Below are 21,460 nucleotides of genomic sequence, written 5' to 3'. Positions count from 1 at the left end.
TCCAGTTTTTATCGTTTAAATCTGCCTTGGTGGCAACTCGTCTAGTGTCTTCTGTTCCTACCCCTGGTTGCACTAACTGAATAAAAATTCGACGGACTTGTTCTTTTTCTTCAGGTTTAAGTTTACTAAATTCATCATCAGCATAACGAGTTAATGCACCAGAAACTTGACCTATTTCTTCATAAGCTTGATGAGTTAATTCTTTGCCTTGGCGTTTTTTCCAAAGTTCTGTTAAAGCAAATTCTAATAAAGGTAAATTTCCCGGTTGTTTATCTACATCTTTGAGAATACGTTCAACCAGTCCGCTTTCAAAATTGACACCTAATTTTTGAGCAGGTTTTTCAATAACTTCTCTTAGTTCTTCTACATTCATAGAACGAATTTTTACATCCTTCCGCAGCACATCAGCTAATGGTGGATAAGCCAATACATTATCTAAAAAATCTACCCGCATTGTGGTAACTAATACTGTTGATAAAGATGATTTTTCGCTAAAAGTTTGGAATGTATATAAGAGAGTATCCAGAAATTTTCGGCGGGTTTGTTCATCTTTACAAAGAGTGTAAAGTTCCTCAAATTGGTCGGCAATTAATAAAGTTCTGTTATGGGGATGATTATGCTGTATTTGTTCAAAAACTTTGGATAATTGATTAGTCTTTTTTGTATCTTTTAAATACTCAGATAAGTCGTCAGTTTGAGTCAGAAGTTGAGTTTCATTGAGGTGGGGTGCGTAGAGTGGAATTAAGGCACGAGCTAGAGCATAAAACGGGTCTGTTCCTGGACGAAAATGGGTAAATTGCCAATGTCCGGCTTTGACTAATTTTGGGACTAATCCTGCTAAAATAACTGAAGATTTTCCACTTCCTGACGCACCTAATACGGGAATAAAATTCCGAGTTTCTGTATATTGATAGAGTTCTTCAATAAATACTTCACGACCAAAGAAATATTCAGCATTTTTATGAGTAAAATTATATAAACCTTGATAGGGACAAGGTAAATTATCATCTACATCTTCTTCAGTAGATGTGGTAATTGTTTGTTTTTCATAATAATAGTTATAAATGACAGTACGAGATTGATTAATATTTATATCATTGGCTGAATTTACAGAATTCATTGCATTTTCGTTGCCAAAAAACTCTATATTTTCAGTAGTTTGCTTTGGGTTATATGGGGGTTGGTTATTTTGTGATTCTGTAGTCATAAAAAAAGATATTTATAAGTAGATAAACATAATTAAATGTCACTATGTCATTGCGACTGGAACGGAGTGGAAGGAAGCAATTTCAAGGGTTTGAGTTACATAAATATTTTCTCGACTCATTCACACAACCCCCTCTCCTCCTCTGGAGCATTATACCGCAAATAATTCCTCACCCAATTACAGCTATGCTCCATTAACCAGTCAAGGTCTATATTCCAGACTTTGATGGTGTTGTTTGAACTGCTAGAAACAACAGTTTTGCCATCACTGCTAATACTAACCCTATTGAATATGCCACTACCTCTGGTGAGAGTGCGGATTTCGTCTCCTGTTTGCAGATTCCAGACTTTGATGGTGCTGTCAGCACTGCCAGAAACAATGGTTTGGCCATCGTTGCTGATACTGACGCTATTGACCCAGGCATTATGTCCAGTGAGAGTGCGGATTAATTTTCCGGTTTCTAGATTCCAGACTTTGATGGTATTGTCGCTACTACCAGAAACAATCTTTTTGCCATCGTTACTGATACTGACGCTTTGGAGTTTTAAATCGTGTCCGGTGAGAGTGCGGATTAATTTTCCCGTTTCCAGATTCCAGACTTTGATGGTATTGTCGCTACTACCAGAAACAATCTTTTTGCCATCGTTGCTGATATTGACTGAGCTACTCTGTTCAGTGAGAGTAAGGATTTCGTCTTCTGTTTGGAGATTCCAGACTTTGATGGTGTTGTCTGAACTACCAGAAACAATAATTTTGCTATCTTTGCTGATACTGACGCTTCTGACCTCGCCATTGTGTCCACTGAGAGTAAGGATTTCGTCTTCCGTTTGGAGATTCCAGACTTTGATGGTCTTGTCATCACTGCCAGAAACAATAATTTTGCTATCGTTGCTGATATTGACGCTATTGACAGGGCGATCGTGTCCAGTAAGATTGCGGATTAATTCTCCCGTTTGGAGATTCCAGACTTTGATGGTCTTGTCATCACTGCCAGAAACAATAATTTTGCTATCGTTGCTGATATTGACGCTATTGACAGGGCGATCGTGTCCGCTGAGATTACGGATTTCCTTTCCTTTTTCCAGATTCCAGACTTTGATGGTGTTGTCACCACTGCCAGAAATAATAGTTTGGCTATCATTAGCGATACTAACGCTGAAGACCCAGCCATCGTGTCCGGTAAGAGTGCGGATTTCCTTTCCTGTTTCCAGATTCCAGACTTTGACGGTGTTGCCTAAACCGCCAGAAACAATGGTGTGGCCATCGTTACTGATACTAACGCTATAGACCTCGCCATTGGGTCCAGTGAGAGTGCGGATTTCCTTGCCTGTTTCTAGATTCCAGACTTTGATGGTATTGTCGCTACTGCCAGAAACAATGGTGTGGCCATCGTTACTGATACTGACGCTATGGACAGAGCGATCGTGTCCGGTGAGAGTGCGGATTTCCTTCCCTTTTTCTAGATTCCAAACTTTGATGGTTTTGTCATCACTGCCAGAAATAATCTTTTTGCCATCATTACTGATACTGACGCTATACACCCGGCCATTGTGTCCAGTGAGAGTACGGATTTCCTTTCCTGTTTCCAGATTCCAGACTTTGATGGTATTGTCGCTACTGCCAGAAACAATCTTTTTGCCATCATTACTGATACTGACGCTATAAACCCAGCCATTGTGTCCAGTGAGAGTACGGATTTCCTTTCCTGTTTCCAGGTTCCAGACTTTGATGGTGTTGTCACCACTGCCAGAAACAATCTTTTTGCCATCGTTACTGATACTGACGCTATTGACAGGGCGATCGTGTCCGGTGAGAGTGCGGATTAATTCTCCCGTTTCCAGATTCCAGACTTTGATGGTATTGTCGCTACTGCCAGAAACAATCTTTTTGCCATCGTTACTGATACTGACGCTATACACCCGGCCATTGTGTCCAATCAAACGGTTACGCTCCCTGCCCTCATAAACATTGCCTATCAGGGCACCCAAAACCTGTGGGTCTTTGGCTTGGTATTTTTGCAAGATTTTTCCGGCTCGAATGGCTTCTAAAAAAGCATCTAAATCCTTTCCTTCACCCAACAAGGCCATAGAAGTACGAGCGTGAGAATCTGCTAGATTCAGTTCTGCTTCTTTTGTCTGAACCCTGGCCCATAAAAATGCACCTATCGCGACCACTGATACAAAACCGAGAAATATTGCTCCTATCAGCAGCTTTTGATTTGCTTGCTTTTGTTGTGCTTCCCTTGCTTCTGATGCTTCTAGAGCTTCTGTCTGTGCTTGGGCTAATTTCTTTGCATTTTCCAACTCTCGGCGTTTTCGTTCTGCCTCTGCTTCTTGAAGGCGATCGCGCTCTTGAATACTCTCCTGAATAAATGCTTTCTCCGCTTCTAAATCTTCTGGACGCTCCTGTAGTTTCTCTTCTGCTTTTGCTAGAGCTGCCCCCCGTAACAAAGAACCGCGATCGCGATGAGTTGCCTCCCATTGTTTCTTGGCCGAACGCAATTGTTCTTGCCAAGAGCGAAATTCTCGGTCTGTTTCCATCCATCCCTTCAGTTGACCCCAATTTCTAATTAAGGCTTCATGGACAACCTCGACAGTTTCTTGTTCTTGAATATTTTCCGGTTGCTGTGGCAAATTATCTGCTGTTTGACTGGTAATAACATTACGACTGGTGACAACTAACCGTGCATCGGCCAATTTTTTGACTAAATTCCAGTTTTTATCGTTTAAATCTGCCTTGGTGGCAACTCGTCTAGTGTCTTCTGTTCCTACCCCTGGTTGCACTAACTGAATAAAAATTCGACGGACTTGTTCTTTTTCTTCAGGTTTAAGTTTACTAAATTCATCATCAGCATAACGAGTTAATGCACCAGAAACTTGACCTATTTCTTCATAAGCTTGATGAGTTAATTCTTTGCCTTGGCGTTTTTTCCAAAGTTCTGTTAAAGCAAATTCTAATAAAGGTAAATTTCCCGGTTGTTTATCTACATCTTTGAGAATACGTTCAACCAGTCCGCTTTCAAAATTGACACCTAATTTTTGAGCAGGTTTTTCAATAACTTCTCTTAGTTCTTCTACATTCATAGAACGAATTTTTACATCCTTCCGCAGCACATCAGCTAATGGTGGATAAGCCAATACATTATCTAAAAAATCTACCCGCATTGTGGTAACTAATACTGTTGATAAAGATGATTTTTCGCTAAAAGTTTGGAATGTATATAAGAGAGTATCCAGAAATTTTCGGCGGGTTTGTTCATCTTTACAAAGAGTGTAAAGTTCCTCAAATTGGTCGGCAATTAATAAAGTTCTGTTATGGGGATGATTATGCTGTATTTGTTCAAAAACTTTGGATAATTGATTAGTCTTTTTTGTATCTTTTAAATACTCAGATAAGTCGTCAGTTTGAGTCAGAAGTTGAGTTTCATTGAGGTGGGGTGCGTAGAGTGGAATTAAGGCACGAGCTAGAGCATAAAACGGGTCTGTTCCTGGACGAAAATGGGTAAATTGCCAATGTCCGGCTTTGACTAATTTTGGGACTAATCCTGCTAAAATAACTGAAGATTTTCCACTTCCTGACGCACCTAATACGGGAACAAAATTTCGAGTTTCTGTATATTGATAGAGTTCTTCAATAAATACTTCTCGGCCAAAAAAATATTCGGCATTTTCATGATTAAAGTGATATAAACCTTGATAGGGACAAGGTAAATTATCATCTACATCTTCTTCATTAGATGTTGTAATTGTTTGTTTTTCATAATAATAGTTATAGACGACAGTACGAGATTGATTAATATTTATATCATTGGCTGAATTTACAGAATTCATGGCATTTTCGTTACCAAAAAACTCTATATTTCCAGTAGTTTGATTTTGATTAGATGGGGATTTTTCATTTTGTTCTGTAGTCATAATTTTATTATTTAATTCCTTTGATTTTAGGTATAAAAAAATTGTCTATCTTCACCATTATCAAATTTTTCTCAACCTTTTTGATTACACTCCCTAAGAGGTTGTCTGAGAAGTCTCATTTGCTACATCATGCGCCCCCGCGCATCCCCCAAAATTGGGGGACTTTTACCAGCTAATGGATTCTTGTTCCCCCCAGAATTGGGGGGCTAGGGGGGCAAAATTCAGTATTAAACATCACTCGCCCCCGCGCATTCATACTTCAATTCAGCAACACCGTCTATTGATTATATTGAAATGGTTTAGTATCCATTAATTCTTGTTGATCCAGCCAATCTTTATCGTAGATACTCAACAGTTTTGTCAACATATCAAAAAACTGTTTTTCTGTTCCATCCATAGAGCGTCGAACCCAAAAACCTGCTGATGACATCACTATGTATTTATACTCTAACCCTGATTTAGTTTGAGCCTCCAATTTTTTTCCAAACTCCCAGTACCTTTCAAAATAAAGGTCTGGAAGATTTTTTTCTATGAGGTGTTGTTGATATTCATCCTTGACAGCTTTCAATTCTTCAGGGTTTGCAAACAAAATTTTATGTGATTGGTAGAAAGCTCTTGCTACTACTCTAATTTTATCGTTATAAGCTGATTGAATTGACTGCTTCAACAAGTTATCACCAGGGTCAATAATCACATTTTCTTGAATCCAGTTTAAAAATTCTGGGTTGTAATACCCAAACTCGTAGCCACCATCAAAGTTCAGTTCGGAATCACTATGGGGACCGCTTATGAAAATAGGTAAGCCTGAAATCGCAATTAATTTGCGATAATCAGCAAAGGGTTTGATTTTACAGTAGAGATCGCGCAAACCATAATCGAGGGTAGTTCCACATTCTTCATCTTTTTCTTGATAATATCCTTCTTGCTCCTTTGTTTTTAATGGCTTAAGGCTTATCCAAGCAGAGCGAATAAGTTCTTGTTGTCTAAGTTGTTCAGCCTTTTTAACCTCCAATAGTTGAATTCCCGCAAAGCTAGCTAGTCCCAAAGAAATGACTGAAAAAGTTGCCAGGCTTAAAATAGTATTTCGTCGGCGGTTTTTCTTTTGTTGTTCTTGTTGCTGTTGCCACTTAATACTAACATCAATAAATTGATTTTCCTCTGCTCTTAAGCCACCAACATTTTTAAACGCATCTTTCTTCCTCAGCTCAATAACCTGTTCTAATCTCGAGCCTTTTAATAGTTCTGCCATCCCTTTAGACTCATTCTCCAAGCGAATTTTCTGCCATCGTCTTGTTTCACTTGCCAACCAATTCTTGAGCAGAATAGCTTCTTTTTCCTCTTCAACCCAGTTTTTTAACCTATCCCAAGAAGAGAGCAAAATTTCATGGGCAATTTCTACCGTTGCGGATTGTTTTGAGCTTTGACTTTCACTCAACTTTAACTTTTCTGGGGTTAAATCTTCAGCACTACTAACCAGCAAATTTTCATCAATAAAAGTTGACAGAGTATTGTTTACTAATTCACCGACAAATTCACTCCGATTAGCTCGTCTACTAACTGTCTTACTAACCGAATTAGTGTCAATAATATTTACCAATTTAACAAATATTTGTTTAGTTGCTGACTGTTCATCTTGATTTAGATTCTGATAAATATCATTAATTCGCTTTTGTAGCGCACCTCTTACTCCCTCCAAAGCTGCATAATTTGCCTTGTTTAAAATGCGGTCTTCAATATTAGGACGACCATCAGAACCAATAGTCTGACATTCACTTTGCCAGAGCAAATCTAGAGTATATTGTAATAAGGGAAGATAACCTTTTTGCCCCTCAACTTCTTTAATAATTTGTTTAACTAACCCTTCTTCAAAAACTACTCCATTCTTGGCTGCAGGTAGTTCAATTGCTTGTTTTAGTTCATCTGGGTGCATATCTGTTAGCAGATGAAGATTATTTTGATTGACAATTATCCCTAATTCTGGATAGGAACTTAATTGCTCCAAAAAATCAGCCCGCATTGCCAATATAATTTTTACGGAACTATCCTGAGAGTTAGCAACACGAACAAGATTTTCAATAAAATTATTTCGTTTTTCTAGGTCATGGCAACTGGTGAATAATTCCTCAAATTGATCTACAAAAATTAGCCATTTTTCATCCTCTTTTTTTAATTTGCTAATTACTTCAGGCAGGGTATCCGCTTGAGATATCAGGGAAATTTTAGCCTCTAATTTGCTGAATTTATAATCTTTTTCTTCACTGAGAAGGCAGCGATATAAAGATTCAAAAGGGTCGTCATTTGGCGTGAAAATAAAATCATAAAATTTGTTCAAGTTTAGAGATGTCTTGAGTTTAGGAATAACACCTGCACGAACTAATGATGACTTACCACTTCCTGATGCTCCTAAAACTAAAGTAAAGCTACTTTTATTAACTGCTGCAAATAGTTTATTAATCAAAGCATCCCGACCAAAAAAGTATTCTCTATCTTGAAAATTAAACCTTTTTAGTCCTTGATACGGAGAATCTTTAATCAGTTGTTGCTGAATAATCTTCTCAGTCGATACTTCACTATAATAATTGTAGGTAACATGACGAGATTGATTAACACTTACAGTGCCTTCTGTTGTATTGACAAAATTTACAGGATTTTCACTACCTGAAACTGTCAAATCTCTGGCAGTTTGATTTTGATTGGATAAGGGTTTATCATTTTGTTCTGTAGTCATAATCTAAATTAGTTCCTATTTTTTCTGAGGTTAATTAGGGTTTGCTGAAAAAGTCTTATGGGTGAGGGTAGGAGACAGGAGACAGGAGACAGGAGACAGGAGAAATGGGAATGAGCGAGGAGGTAGGAGTAAGAATTGTCAGAATGATTTTTCTGCCCAACTATGAGCCTAAAATACGCTCCTTTTTGAGCATGAAGAGCTGAAAACTAGGCACTTTTTTATACCCCAAAAAGGCACTTACCTTTATCTGTAAATACTTTTAGATTTAATCAGCAAGCCCTAATTAAATACAGCAAATTCCAAGTATATGAAGTACAGATATTAATAATTAAATTTTCCCAGTCCGAGCATCTTGCTCGCGAGGAAGCATCTTGCTCGCGAGGAAGCATCTTGCTGGCGTGATTGTACTTCACCAAAGCTGATAGCTGACAGCTGAATGCTTATCAAATTACTCCTAACGAAGCTTTTCTAATTCCTCTGTTGTCAAGGGATTTTCTCCTTTTTTCAAAGTATCAACCCAACTTTGTCGTCGTGCTTTTGCATTTTCATAGCTTTTATTATCTATCGATTCAATAAACATCTCAAAGTCTTCAATAGCACCCTGAAAATCACCCGTTAATGCTCTGGCTAAACCTCGACTATCTCGAATCCATTCATTATCAGGTTCCAATTCAACTGCATTTTCACAGGCAAACATTACCTTTTTTGCTTGCTTGTTCAGACTACCTTGCCGACAAAGATTATCCCAATCTGAGGCAGAAATTTCTAAACTTAAATCTAATTTTTTTACTTGATTATAAGCAGAAATAGCTTCATCAAATTTCTGATTTTCTATTAATTTTCTGCCACTTCGTAACAGACTTGCTGCGGAATTTAAACTGAAATCAGAGTCTAGTTTTACTGCCTTTTGGAAAGCAGAAATCGCTTCATTAATTTCACCCTCTGCTGCTAGCTTTTCACCCTGCAAAAACAAAGCCGTTGCCGAAGCTTCTACTCCACAGAGACGACGCTCCTCTTCAGTGACATTGGGGTTATTTTTCAGGTAGTCACTCATCCACTGACAAGCATGAGCTATCAAGTCATCTCGGTTAAAGTTCCACAGTTTCACTGTCTTGTCAGCACTGGCAGAAGCAATCAAATCTCCTTTGGGGCTGAATGCTACACCCCTGACTGAATTCTCATGGCCGGTGATATTCCGGACTAAAGTGCCATCTGGTCTCCACAGTTTCACTGTCTTGTCTGCACTGGCAGAAGCAATCAAATCCCCTTGGGGGCTAAATGCTACACCCCTGACATAATTCTCATGGCCGGTGAGAGTCCGGACTAAAGTGCCATCTGGTCTCCACAGTTTCACTGTCTTGTCACGACTGGCAGAAGCAATCAAACCCCCTTGGGGGCTAAATGCTACACCATAGACATAATTCTCATGGCCGGTGAGAGTCCGGACTAAAGTGCCATCTGTTCTCCACAGTTTCACTGTCTTGTCATAACCAGCAGAAGCAATCAAATCCCCTTGGGGGCTAAATGCTACACCCATGACTGAATTCTTATGGCCGGTGAGAGTCCGGACTAAAGTGCCATTTGGTCTCCACAGTTTCACTGTCTTGTCATAACCAGCAGAAGCAATCAAATCCCCTTGGGGGCTAAATGCTACACCATAGACATAATTCTCATGGCCGATGAGAGTCCGGACTAAAGTGCCATTTGGTCTCCACAGTTTCACTGTCTTGTCATCACTCGCCGAAGCAATCAAATCCCCTTGGGGGCTAAATGCTACACCCCTGACATAATTCTCATGGCCGGTGAGAGTCCGGACTAAAGTGCCATCTGGTCTCCACAGTTTCACTGTCTTGTCATCACTCGCCGAAGCAATCAAATCCCCTTGGGGGCTAAATGCTACACGCCAGACTGAATTCTCATGGCCGATGATATTCCGGACTAAAGTGCCATCTGGTCTCCACAGTTTCACTGTCTTGTCACCACTCGCCGAAGCAATCAAATCCCCTTGGGGGCTAAATGCTACACGCCAGACTGAATTCTCATGGCCGATGATATTCCGGACTAAAGTGCCATCTGGTCTCCACAGTTTCACTGTCTTGTCATCACTCGCCGAAGCAATCAAATCCCCTTGGGGGCTAAATGCTACACGCCAGACTGAATTCTCATGGCCGATGATATTCCGGAGTAAAGTGCCATCTAGTCTCCACAGTTTCACTGTCTTGTCATCACTCGCCGAAGCAATCAAATCCCCTTGGGGGCTAAATGCTACACCGTTGACATAATTCTCATGGCCGGTGAGAGTCCGGACTAAAGTACCATCTAGTCTCCACAGTTTCACTGTCTTGTCACGACTGGCAGAAGCAATCAAATCCCCTTGAGGGCTAAATGCTACACCGTAGACATAATTCTCATGGCCGGTGAGAGTCCGGACTAAAGTACCATCTGGTCTCCACAGTTTCACTGTCTTGTCATCACTCGCCGAAGCAATCAAATCCCCTTGGAGGCTAAATGCTACATCCCAGACATAATTCTCATGGCCGGTGAGAGTCCGGACTAATGTCCCATCTGGTCTCCACAGTTTCACTGTCTTGTCTGCACTGGCAGAAGCAATCAAATCCCCTTGGGGGCTAAATGCTACACCGTTGACATAATTCTCATGGCCGGTGAGAGTCCGGACTAATGTCCCATCTGGTCTCCACAGTTTCACTGTCTTGTCTGCACTGGCAGAAGCAATCAAATCCCCTTGGGGGCTAAATGCTACACCGTTGACTGAATTCTCATGCCCCTCTAACCTATTAATTTCTTTATGTCCCTGCCAGTCAAAAGTTTTTTGCAGAATATCAGTAGTCTGGATCTCTGCTGTTGTTCCATTTGCTCCTTGCTCCAGTTTCAGGGCCTCTAACTGTAAATCTAAGGTTCTCTGTCCGGAGACTAAGCGAATATTTAAACCTCTGATCTCGGCTTTTAGTTCACTGATGACAGCTTTGCGTCGTTGAATTTCTGACCACACAGCAAGTAGGGAAATTATCACGGAAAATGCGACCATTCCTGCTAACATTCGTTGACGTTTACGTTGTTTATATTTCTGACTTTTCCGAATAAATTCTTGCTCCCCTTGTGACAGTTCATCCCGACGGTCTTTCAGTTGTTCCTGGGCCTGAAGCAACGCCACTCCCCGTAATAGCTGCCCCTTATCCCGTTTCATTTCCTCCCACTGATGCATTGCTCCCCGCAGTCGTTCTTGCCAGGCACGAAATTCTCGATCATTTTCCATCCATTCTTTTAGTTGACCCCAGTTTCTAATTAAGGCTTCATGGACTACCTCAACGGTTTCTTGCCCAGAATTATTTTCTGTTTCACTGCTAACAACAGTACGACTGGTGACAACTAACCGTGCATCAGCTAATTTTTTGACTAAATTCCAGTTTTTCTGGTTTAATTCTGCTCTAGTTGCCACTCGTCGGGTATCTTCTGTGCCTGCACCAGGGCGAACTAACTGCACAAAAATTCGATGGACTTGTTGTTGTTCTTCTGGTTTAAGTTTACTAAATTTGTCATCAGCATAACGAGTTAATGCACCGGAAACTTGACCTATTTCTTCATAAGCTTGATGAGTTAATTTTTGGCTTTTTCGTTGTTTCCAAAGTTCTGTTAGAGCAAATTCTAATAGGGGTAAATTTCCCGGTTCTTTGTCTACATCTTCAAGAATACGTTCAACCAGTCCGCTTTCAAAATTGACACCTAATTTTTGAGCAGGTTTTTCAATAACTTCTCTTAGTTCTTCTACATTCATAGAACGGATTTTTACATCCCCATTTCGCAAGACATCAGCTAATGGTGGATAAGACAATACATTCCCTAAAAAATCTGCCCGCATCGTGGCAACTAATACTGTTGATAAAGATGATTTTTCGGTGAAAGACCGGAATGTATGTAAGAGAGTATCAAGAAATTTCCGACGGGTTTGTTCATCATTACAAAGGGTGTAAAGTTCCTCAAATTGATCGGCAATTAATAAAGTTCTGTTATGGGGATGATTATGTTGTATTTGTGCAAAAACTTTGGATAATTGATTCGTCTTTTTTGTATCTTTTAGATACTCAGATAAGTCGTCAGTTTGAGTCAGAAGTTGGGTTTCATTTAGGTTCGGTGCGTAGAGTGGAATTAAGGCACGAGCTAGAGCATAAAACGGGTCTGTTCCTGGACGAAAATGGGTAAATTGCCAATGTCCAGTTTTGACTAATTTTGGTACTAATCCTGCTAAAATCACTGAAGATTTTCCACTTCCTGACGCACCTAACACGGGAACAAAATTTCGAGTTTCTGTATATTGATAGAGTTCTTCAACAAATACTTCTCGCCCAAAGAAATATTCGGTATTCTCTGGATTAAAATGATATAAACCTTGATAAGGGCAAGGTAAATTATCATCGGCATTTTCCTCAGCCGGAGTGAGAACCATTTGTTCTCGATAATAATAGTTATAAATAACAGTCCGAGATTGATTAATACTTACATCATTGGCTGAATTTACAGAATTCATGGCATTTTCGTTACCAAAAAACTCTATATTTCCAGTAGTTTGGTTTTGATTGGATAGGGATTTTTCGTTTTGTTCTGTAGTCATAATATAGTTATTGAAGATATTATTTGAATCTAATTAACTAATACCAATTCACTTTAAGAATTTCACAAATAGTTTCGCTCCTTGAAATGTAAAATAATTGCCTGAAACTATTGTATTGTCAAAGTTTTTAGTGGATTAAATCTGACTTATGACTTCTGAATTCCGTGAAATAGTATAATACCAATTTGAAAAAAGAATGCTATATTTAAGTGAGACTTCAATTATTAAGTAATTAACACAGACTGAATACTTTTTTTGATAATTCTTAGCCAGTTCTTGTTAATTATTCTTATTTTTACCGAAAAATTGTGGGTATGCGCCTCCCCTTTTAAGGGGATAATAAGCGGTCGTTAGCGCAGCTTCCCGAAGGGTGAGATGGCGAGGTCTCGGAGCCATATCCAATCGACCAAGAGAAGAAAAAATTTTCATTATTAGTCAATCCTCTTCTTTTCAAGGAAAGGTAATTATTCATTATTCATTATTCATTATTCATTATTCATTGTTGAACTCTCCCTGTACGGACGCCCTTATGCAACGTCCCTACCCACTCCCCTACTCCCCCGCAATGCGAAAATGTAGCAAACATTTATCAAATTTGTATAAGTAGGTAGACGCAAAACCCCCGAAGTAATCTCACCCTTGATTAAGACAGAAAATTAAACCCAAACTTTGGCTAAAATTGTTGCAACTTTCATCACAGGTCCAGCTAATTTTTCTACACCTTCTAATCCTTTTTCCAGTGCCTCAACTGCTTCATCTATTAAGCCTTTGTCAGGTTGAGGTTTCTTTAATTCTGTTTCGAGCATTTCCACAGGAATTTCGACTTGTTTCTTCTGAATTAAACTGAGAGAACTTGTTGTAGCAATTTCCTGTTTAAGTTTTTCTAATTCAGCTAATACTGTTTCTATTTTTGATTCAGAATTTTCTCCAAAAGTTTGAGTTTGGCTTTGGTCTATATTTACACTACCACTGGCACTATTTATAGCGTTAAAATTATTACCACTTCCACTAAAACTAACATTAGCAAAAGATTGGGATTGATTGGCAGTTTGAGTTAGGTCACGTCCAGCTTGACCCACTGGACCTTGAACATTACCTCCACTAAATGTCATTGTTTGAGATACAGGCGGAGAAGATGAATTATCTGGATTTTTTGTTTCTTTAGCTTCCTGAATATCAGAATTATTACGTTGAGGTCGATATCGAATTTTGGGGGTTTCTGACTCAGGAATTCCTTGTAAATTCAGAGAACCACGAGCAAATTCAAAACATTTTTCATAGGTTTTTCCTGCTCCTAATGCTTCGTAAAATGCTGTAGCAAAATTAATTGCTGCTACATCTCCAATTACTTTATTCATACCAATCACACAGTCAATATGTTGATGAACTGCTTCGGCTTGTTGTTCGCTATAGCAGGCATTAAGAATTACACATTCTACTTGCTGTTGAAACTGTTTAAAAAGTATGGCTAAGGCTTCAGTACTGACAAGTTTTATTTTCCCCGAATCATCTTCTAAAATTAGTCCGTCACTACCTGCACCATGGCCGGAAAAATGCACAATTGCCTGTTCATTATCTTCTAATTCTAATAATGTTCGTCGTAAATCTTTGACTCGAACGGCTAATTTACTGACTACTTGAAATTCATCTCGTTTTTTTGATTGTTTCAACGCATCATCAATTGCGTTATGTTCTTTGCCTAAACGTAACTGACTTGAATTTGTGGGATTTGATAAGAATATTAGTATTTTTTTCATGGCTATAATTTCCTTTAATTAATAGCTCGTAGTAGGGCTTTAGCCCGAATCTTTTTTTAGGGTGCTAAAGCACAACTACAAACAAGATGATTTAATTATTTTAGTAGGTTGGGTTGACGTAGGAAACCCAACAATAATAAGGCTGTGTTGGGTATCACTTCGTTCTACCCAACCTACATTTTTAGGCGTGTCAGTCCAGTAGTTATGCTCTAACCCGAATAATTTTTTTAGTGCAAAAGCACAATTATAAACAATTAGCAAGAATTTAGAGCTGTTCCACACTGGGAACAAAAGCTAGAATCAGGTAAATTTTCATGATGGCAATTGCTACAAATTTTATGTGAAACTGATTCAGATTCTGAAGTTTGAGCTTGTTCTGATTGGACATAATTTAATCCCTCTAAAGTTTGTTTATTTACTAGGTCTATTGACTGAGAAATTTGAACGGAACTTTCTGGAATAGTTTCTGGTTCAACCTGAGCAAAATGTTCCAATAACATCCGGTGAATAAATATGTAACCACCCCCAACTTTTTGCATGAATATTAATTCTGTGGCGTCATCTAGAAACCGAGTATAATTCCAAGGTAAAACGCTTTTTTTTGTAAGGAAATAATGTAAAATAAAGTGTTGGATAACAGCAATTCCTCCGCCAAAAATCAGCCCAATACCGAGATCAAAAACTCCAAAAATCACAAAAACTTCCCAGAGTAGCTTACTATCAATTCCTATCAATTGAAGATATTTTCGATAAATCAGTACTCGAATCGGAACGACAATCAAAGCGGGTAACAGTCCCAGAAGTACAGCATTTAATGTGGAATTTTTAATTCCTTGATTTGGACTCTTTTTGCTTTCGATTTCTGGCCCCTTGGTGGCTTGAATAATTGTATATAAAAGCCCCGAAATCAGACCAGAAATGATACCCATAATCAGGGTTGTTTGAGTTAGACGATAATACAGTCCAAAAATCAGCCCATAAATCAATCCAGAAAGCAACCCAAACTGTAAACCTTTTTTGCTGTTTTTCTTAAATTCTTGACCTGAAAATTTTAAGCTTTCAACAGTTTGAATTTCTCCTTTAGCGAGTCCACAAATTAGCCCATAAATGAGTCCAGAAATCAGCCCAGAAATTAGCCCATCTTGCAATCCATTAACCAGTCCAGCAGAAATCAGCCTGAAAAACCACAAAATCAGTCCGGATATTATTCCTAAAATCGGCCCAAAAATTAACCCCGAAGTTACTCCACTCGCAATACGATAAAAGATACGTTCGGCTTTAGTTTTTAGCCAAGTAGGCTGCATTTTCTCAATCAAAAACACAGTTCGAGACTCCTGCACCATCCGAGTTGCCAACCAAGTCAGCCAATGTTTAGTTTGCTCCGGTTTATATTTCATCGTCTTAGTTCGTCCATGACGGTGAAACATCTGCTCAATATAAGTATCAAAAAGATGCCGACGACGTTCCTTAATAGAACCCATTTGTGGTAAATTTTCAGCAGAGATATCTTTGTAAGCAATGCTGACAATACTTAGAGTCAGGGGAGATTTCATCATCTCTTGCAAAGCTGTATCTTGCTGCAGTAAGGTTCGTAGTCCCTGTAGTTGTGACCCTGCTTTATCTAAATATTGGTTAATTTGCTCTGATGTTAGAGGTTGAACATAGATACCACCCCTCAATTTCAGACGACATGAGAGAGCTTCATAGTCTTTGATGCGACTACAGACTACCATCTCAACTAACCCATAGTCTTGCATAAATTGATTAATTGCCTGCACGCAAGCTTCTCGATGTTGTGCTTTCACCTCATCCAAACCATCGAGTAGCAGTAACAGTTGTTGCTCTTGCACCCAATATTTACCCAGAGATTTATTTGCACCATAGTTACTCAGAAGTTCATCAACTAACCACTCAGCGATTTTTTGCTGCTTTTTTGCCCAAGAGGATAAATTTAAAACCACGGGTATAGGTTGATTCAAGTTTTGATCGGTTTTAGCAATTAGATCCCGTGTCAATTTCAACAACATCGTTGTTTTCCCTGCTCCGGGTTCACCTAAAATTAGTAAAGTTCGCCCTTCCCCCAGACGACCGAATACAGTGCTGATGCTGCCAGTTATAGATATAGGTTGTTGTGACTCTTGAGGGGAAATTTGAATATTACCAAAAGGACGTTCGACTAGATCATCTCGTGCTTCAAGTCCCAGGTCTATCATCACTTGATTATGCAGAGACCTTTCCAATACATCTTTTACCCAATATTGTTGAACTTGGTCGAGTAGTTTTTTGCGCCAGCGATATTCTTGTTGAGTTGGAGGTTTGACTTCTCGACGAAACAAACCAGCAATACTAATGCCTTCATAAACTGTCACAGTCTGAATTAAATCTCGTCCAGCTTGACCAACTTGACCTTCAACAGAGGCATCACCATCAATACTTATGTGTTTATTGGAATTGGGTTGTTGAGTCATAATGCTTGGTTCTGAAATCTGAAAATTGAGGTTTTGGTAGTTCTGTATACCATTACTATACAGCAAATAAAGAATACCTGGCACGGGAGCAAGATGCTCCCACTGGCTTAAATTAATTTGACAATCTTAAATTACAGCGCTTTTCGCTCTTGATGAACCACATCGCCATAACCAAAACCCTGTAGGGACGTTGCATGCAACGTCCCTACTATGGTCTACTGCTGTAAGATGATTGTTTATCTACCAGAAATATAGCATTTTTCAACTCCTGTCTCCTGTCTCCTGACTACTTCTTAATCAACACCTCCACTTTTTCTGTCGTCCATTTCCTACTAGCAGAAGTTTTCATCTTCATATTTCGTTGGGGTGAATTTTCATCAATAATTGCTACTAATAATTCTTCTAAAGCATTAGTAGGTTGTTGATTATCAAATCCTTTTCGAGATTGGTCTAATGCTGGTAATTCTAATATTTGAAAATTAGTTGCATCTAAAGTGGCAAATACTTTAATCACATCTATCCCTTCCTGATAATTTTCTGGCAATGAGATGATTATTTCCTCTTCGTCTGCTATTTTTTGCCCAGGTTCTACCACTTCATAACCAGCACCTTCAGGATATAATTTTTCAATACTTAAATCGGCCTGAAGTATTAAAGCTGTGACATTTAAAGTTCGATTAGATTGATTGTGTATTCGGAGAAAAATCTGCTCATCTTCCTCTAATTCATAAAGATTATTGTTGTTGATTTCTAAAGGCAAAAAATCTCCCTTCTTTGTCTTATTACCCAATTCCACTTTTAACTTTCCATTTAATGCCGGAAAATATACGTCATTCTCTAAATCCAAAATACTCTGATATTTTGCAAGATGAATTAACCGATTAATTAACTTTTGACTAGCTTCTGGTTCATCCGCTTTTATCGGAAAAATAATATTTTTAATCGGCTCTTTTTCAGCATCCAAAACCCAATATTCACCAGCAGCATTTAGAGAAACAAAATAATCTACATCCTTATCCATTTCAGAACAAAATTCTATCCAGCGATGACCTGCAACTTGCTCTTTTTTAGCTGGGAGAATATTAGGCAATAACGCCACATTTACACCAGGAATTTCCGGTAACTTTTTTGGCAAAATCAGAGCAATTTTCCGAATTTGTTTCACCCCTGGACTGATAAATACAGCAGGCGAACCTATTTCAATCATTCCTGCTTTCAAATCATTATTGATGGTTCTGATATTGTGTAACTCTGTTACTTCTGCCCAACTATCAGATGCTCCTAATTCGACAATTTTGACTGTAGCAATTTTATTTTGGCTGTCTTGAAAATCCCTAGTCCTAAATTTGAAAATCTCAAATTCAGCTCCTTTTTTAAAACCATTAGCTTGCCCAACTTGGATTTTGACTCGGTTTTTAGCAATATCTACATCCATTACCGTAGGAGTAGGACTACTAACAACAAATTGATTGCCGAAAAAACTCCGTTTTGTCTCTCCAATTAACATCGGTGTTTGTTTTTCTTGCCAATTATGAATCAAATTATAAATCCGATTAAATAGCTCTTCTGTAGAAAGTTCTTTGCCAAATTTCCGCAAGGCTTTTAACAGAAAATAAGTTAAAGCACCGTTGCATTCTGTTCCTTCAAAAACATCTTCATAAGCAGATTCATTATCTTGGCAAGCTGCAATTAAAGTATAACCTTTTGGTTCTGGTAACAAACCATTAACTACAGTAATATTCTGACTATTTGCTGTTGAATTTTTCCAATTTTCTTCTAATTTTTGAATTGGTGCAACTAAACTATCAGTTTGTCGGGGAGTCATGTCAATAAAACCCCCAGCACGAACCTGGTCATCTTCCCTTTCTCTTGTTGCTCCTCCAGAATGACAACTATCAAGTACCAGGGTAACAACTAACTCTTTTTCAACCATTTCTTGGAGCAGTTTAGCAAATTCTAAATCCCGTAAATAGTTAGAATTTGGTTGACCAATATCCGTAGGAACTAAACCTTCATCCAAACCAGAAATATCTTTAATTTTGGGAAAAATTGTTTTCGCTTGTCCGCCATGACCAGAGTAATGAATATATACTTGGTCTTGAGGTTTTGCTTTAGCTGTTACCTCTTTAAATTTAGCAACTATATTCTGATAAGTTGGTAAAAATTCGGGGGTTTCTTTGGGTTGTTTGGGATTATCGGAAGCAGTAGCAGTGAGTTTAATAATTTGGTCGGGGGTCAGGTTGAAAGTATTTTTTAAATAGGTTTCAACATGATTAATATCTCGAACACAACCCCGTAAATTTTTGTAGCTGCCACCTTCTAATTTATGGGGAAAATAGAAGTCAATTCCGATGAGCAAAGCATGAAAGTTGGGGGTTTGCTTAGGTGTTTCAGGAGATAATTCTGGATTATTAGATGTCTCTCCTCGACCGCCTGCGTCTTGCGTGTATTCTGGTCGATCTGAAGCCCAGGATGTCTCGGATGTACTTCCTCGACCGCCTGCGTCTTGCGTGTATTCTGGTCGATCTGAAGCCCAGGATGTCTCGGATGTACTTCCTCGACCGCCTGCATCTTGCGTGTATTCTGGTCGATCTGAAGCCCAGGATGTCTCGGATGTACTTCCTCGTCCACCTGCGTCTTGCGTGTATTCTGGTCGATCTGAAGCCCGGGATGTCTCGGAATTCCAAATATTAGTACTCAAACTAGGGTTTTCTTCGGATGTTATTAATAATCGAAGCTGATGAATAACAGTAGTTAAAACAGCTCTTACAGAAAAAATTGACCAATTCTTTGATACTAATAATGTTGTTAAAATCATAGTCTTCCTTTATCCGTTTTTTTGTTGTTGAAACTTCATTTTTAAGGATGGGGTTTAGCTGAAAAAACCGTAAGCAAAAACAAAATATAGCAATGAGATCAAATCCGTTGGCTTCGGAGTAATATAATTGTGTTGATCGTCATACAATGTGTAAGGGCGCAATTCGGCAGCTTTGCGGAACGCAAATGGCCATTCGCCCCTACAGTTCTTTAATACTGAATAACACCGAATCAAGTTCTGCCAGTTTTTCAATTAACTCATTAATGTCTGCCATAACGTTCCTCTGATATTTTCTCAAGTTGTTGTATTGACCTTTGAGAGAATTTGTAGGAGTCCAAATAATTCAAGACACCAAAGTCTCAATAAAGCTTTTGAAATTACCTATGGCTATATATAACAGTAATTATGCTGGCAATTCCGGTCAAAAATATTATTGGGAGTTTTAGTATTTATACTCAGAAACCTTTGTACTCTTAGGGTGTGTTGCAACGCACCTTATACCATAAGTAGGCCTTAACGAAGTCAGAAGTTAGAAGTCAGAAGCGGTGTGACCCCGCGACGACACCAGCTCGCTTGCGGAATGCGCACTCCTGTGAGTCAGAAGTTAACCCACCCCTCGCCCCTCCCCCTTCCAGGAGGGGAGGGGAAGTAGGTGATTTGAGCTTCGCTCCAAAAACCTGATCGCCTTAAAAGGCGGGGTTGCGCGACCCATAACCGGTGGTATCCACAATTGGTTGGGGTTTTGTAGACACGAAGTGGCGTGTCGGAGACTTCCCCACGAATATTGATTCTGTCTCCAGAATTGCTGTCTCCTGACTCCTTCTTCAATCAATCCAAGATTTTGCCAAAACACACCATCCATCGGTACTATTACCCACAGTCCAACGGGCGTTCATCAGACTATAAGAATATTTTAACATTCTACCATTTTCGGAAATGTAAGTGCCACTGGCATGATCGATCTCCCCCCAGGGATCGTTAACTACCCAATATCCTCCACCTGGAGCATTTTTGTCGTCTTCATAACCAATAACTACAATCCAGTGGCCTCCACCCGATGGGTTATTAGAAGAGCCTTTGTGAAGAATCCCACAGGGAACAGGAATGCCTCGGTTGAGGTACTGCTTGAGGGTATTATTATTTGCATTTTGAACAAAATTAGCAGTAACTCCAAAGTGTCGCAGAGTTTGAATTTGAATCCAGGAGTCAGTAGTGTCTCCTCTGTTGAAAACTTCACGAACGTAATCATCATCGCCCCTGATGACTCCAGGTCGGAGATAATTTAACAGCATCGCACAAGAAGAAGAAAAACAAGTGCGATGAGCATCGCGATAGTTGTCACCCTGAGAAAAGTAAGTGACATCTAGACTTACTCCAGCAGAGGAACGAGCAATTTTTTTAGCAGGGTGAGAACGGTAAATTTTTACCCATTCTGCATCGTTATTGTAAAAGTCATCGGGCAAAGAGGAAGCTATTTTCAGAAAAGCATTACGATGGTTGGGGTTATTAGTATCATAATACTTAACAAAATCAAGTATTTTTGAGTCAGGAAATCTGGTATTATTCATGATTGGAGTCCTTAAAAATAGTGAGGGTCATTTCAGTTATCAGTTTTCAGTTATCAGTTATCAGTACCTCTGCAATAAGGAGGTTTGAGAACGGGAATATTCTATGTTTTTTATCCCCTTAAAAGGGGAGGCGCATACCCAGAATTTTTCGGTAAATTAGTTGCTGAAGCAGGTTAATGAGAATAGTTTGTATCGACTTTGTTGGATTAAAAGAGTTTTTCCTACTAATACAATTTTTGATTTATGCATTGACTAAATAGACATCTCTAGAAAATAAACTTGCTCTTTATTTAAGATAATCTAGAGTTGTAAAAGTCACTTACAAAATCATTTTTTGTACCTTTTCGTTGAAAATCTATTCCCTGTTCCCTGT

At 39.0% G+C, this 21,460-nt stretch carries 7 protein-coding genes and 1 pseudogene; all 8 read right to left on the bottom strand.

The window, feature by feature from the left end:
* Positions 1-1,207, bottom strand: a pseudogene (locus tag F6K23_RS23645) (hypothetical protein); the annotation flags it as partial.
* A 116-nt stretch (positions 1,208-1,323) separates the two neighbouring features.
* A complete protein-coding gene (locus F6K23_RS23640; RefSeq protein ID WP_293160349.1) occupies positions 1,324-5,121 on the bottom strand; it encodes a WD40 repeat domain-containing protein in 3,798 nt (1,265 codons plus the stop codon).
* Between the two features lie 277 nt (positions 5,122-5,398).
* On the bottom strand, positions 5,399-7,849 hold the full coding sequence (locus F6K23_RS23635) for an ATP-binding protein (protein WP_293160347.1): 2,451 nt from the start codon (positions 7,847-7,849) through the stop codon (positions 5,399-5,401).
* A 454-nt stretch (positions 7,850-8,303) separates the two neighbouring features.
* Entirely contained in the window at positions 8,304-12,476 is a 4,173-nt protein-coding gene (locus tag F6K23_RS23630) for a WD40 repeat domain-containing protein (RefSeq protein WP_293160345.1), read from the bottom strand.
* 656 nt (positions 12,477-13,132) lie between these two features.
* Positions 13,133-14,233, bottom strand: coding sequence for a CHAT domain-containing protein (locus F6K23_RS23625; RefSeq protein WP_293160343.1), 1,101 nt, complete (start codon positions 14,231-14,233; stop codon positions 13,133-13,135).
* 254 nt (positions 14,234-14,487) lie between these two features.
* Positions 14,488-16,701, bottom strand: a complete 2,214-nt coding sequence (locus F6K23_RS23620; RefSeq protein WP_293160341.1) for an NACHT domain-containing protein — start codon at positions 16,699-16,701, stop codon at positions 14,488-14,490.
* 286 nt (positions 16,702-16,987) lie between these two features.
* Positions 16,988-19,519 carry a caspase family protein gene (locus F6K23_RS23615; RefSeq protein ID WP_293160339.1) on the bottom strand — a complete coding sequence of 844 codons (2,532 nt, stop codon included), beginning with the start codon at positions 19,517-19,519 and terminating at the stop codon, positions 16,988-16,990.
* A gap of 824 nt (positions 19,520-20,343) precedes the next feature.
* The gene (locus F6K23_RS23610; RefSeq protein WP_293160337.1) at positions 20,344-21,087 is read right to left on the bottom strand and encodes a C39 family peptidase; all 744 of its coding nucleotides are present in this window, start codon (positions 21,085-21,087) and stop codon (positions 20,344-20,346) included.
* Between the last annotated feature and the right edge of the window lie 373 nt (positions 21,088-21,460).

It is taken from the genome of Okeania sp. SIO2C9, from assembly GCF_010672455.1.
Lineage (GTDB): Bacteria > Cyanobacteriota > Cyanobacteriia > Cyanobacteriales > Microcoleaceae > Okeania.
Note: the sequence above shows the minus strand (reverse complement) of the source record. Positions and strands in the feature narration are given on the sequence as shown.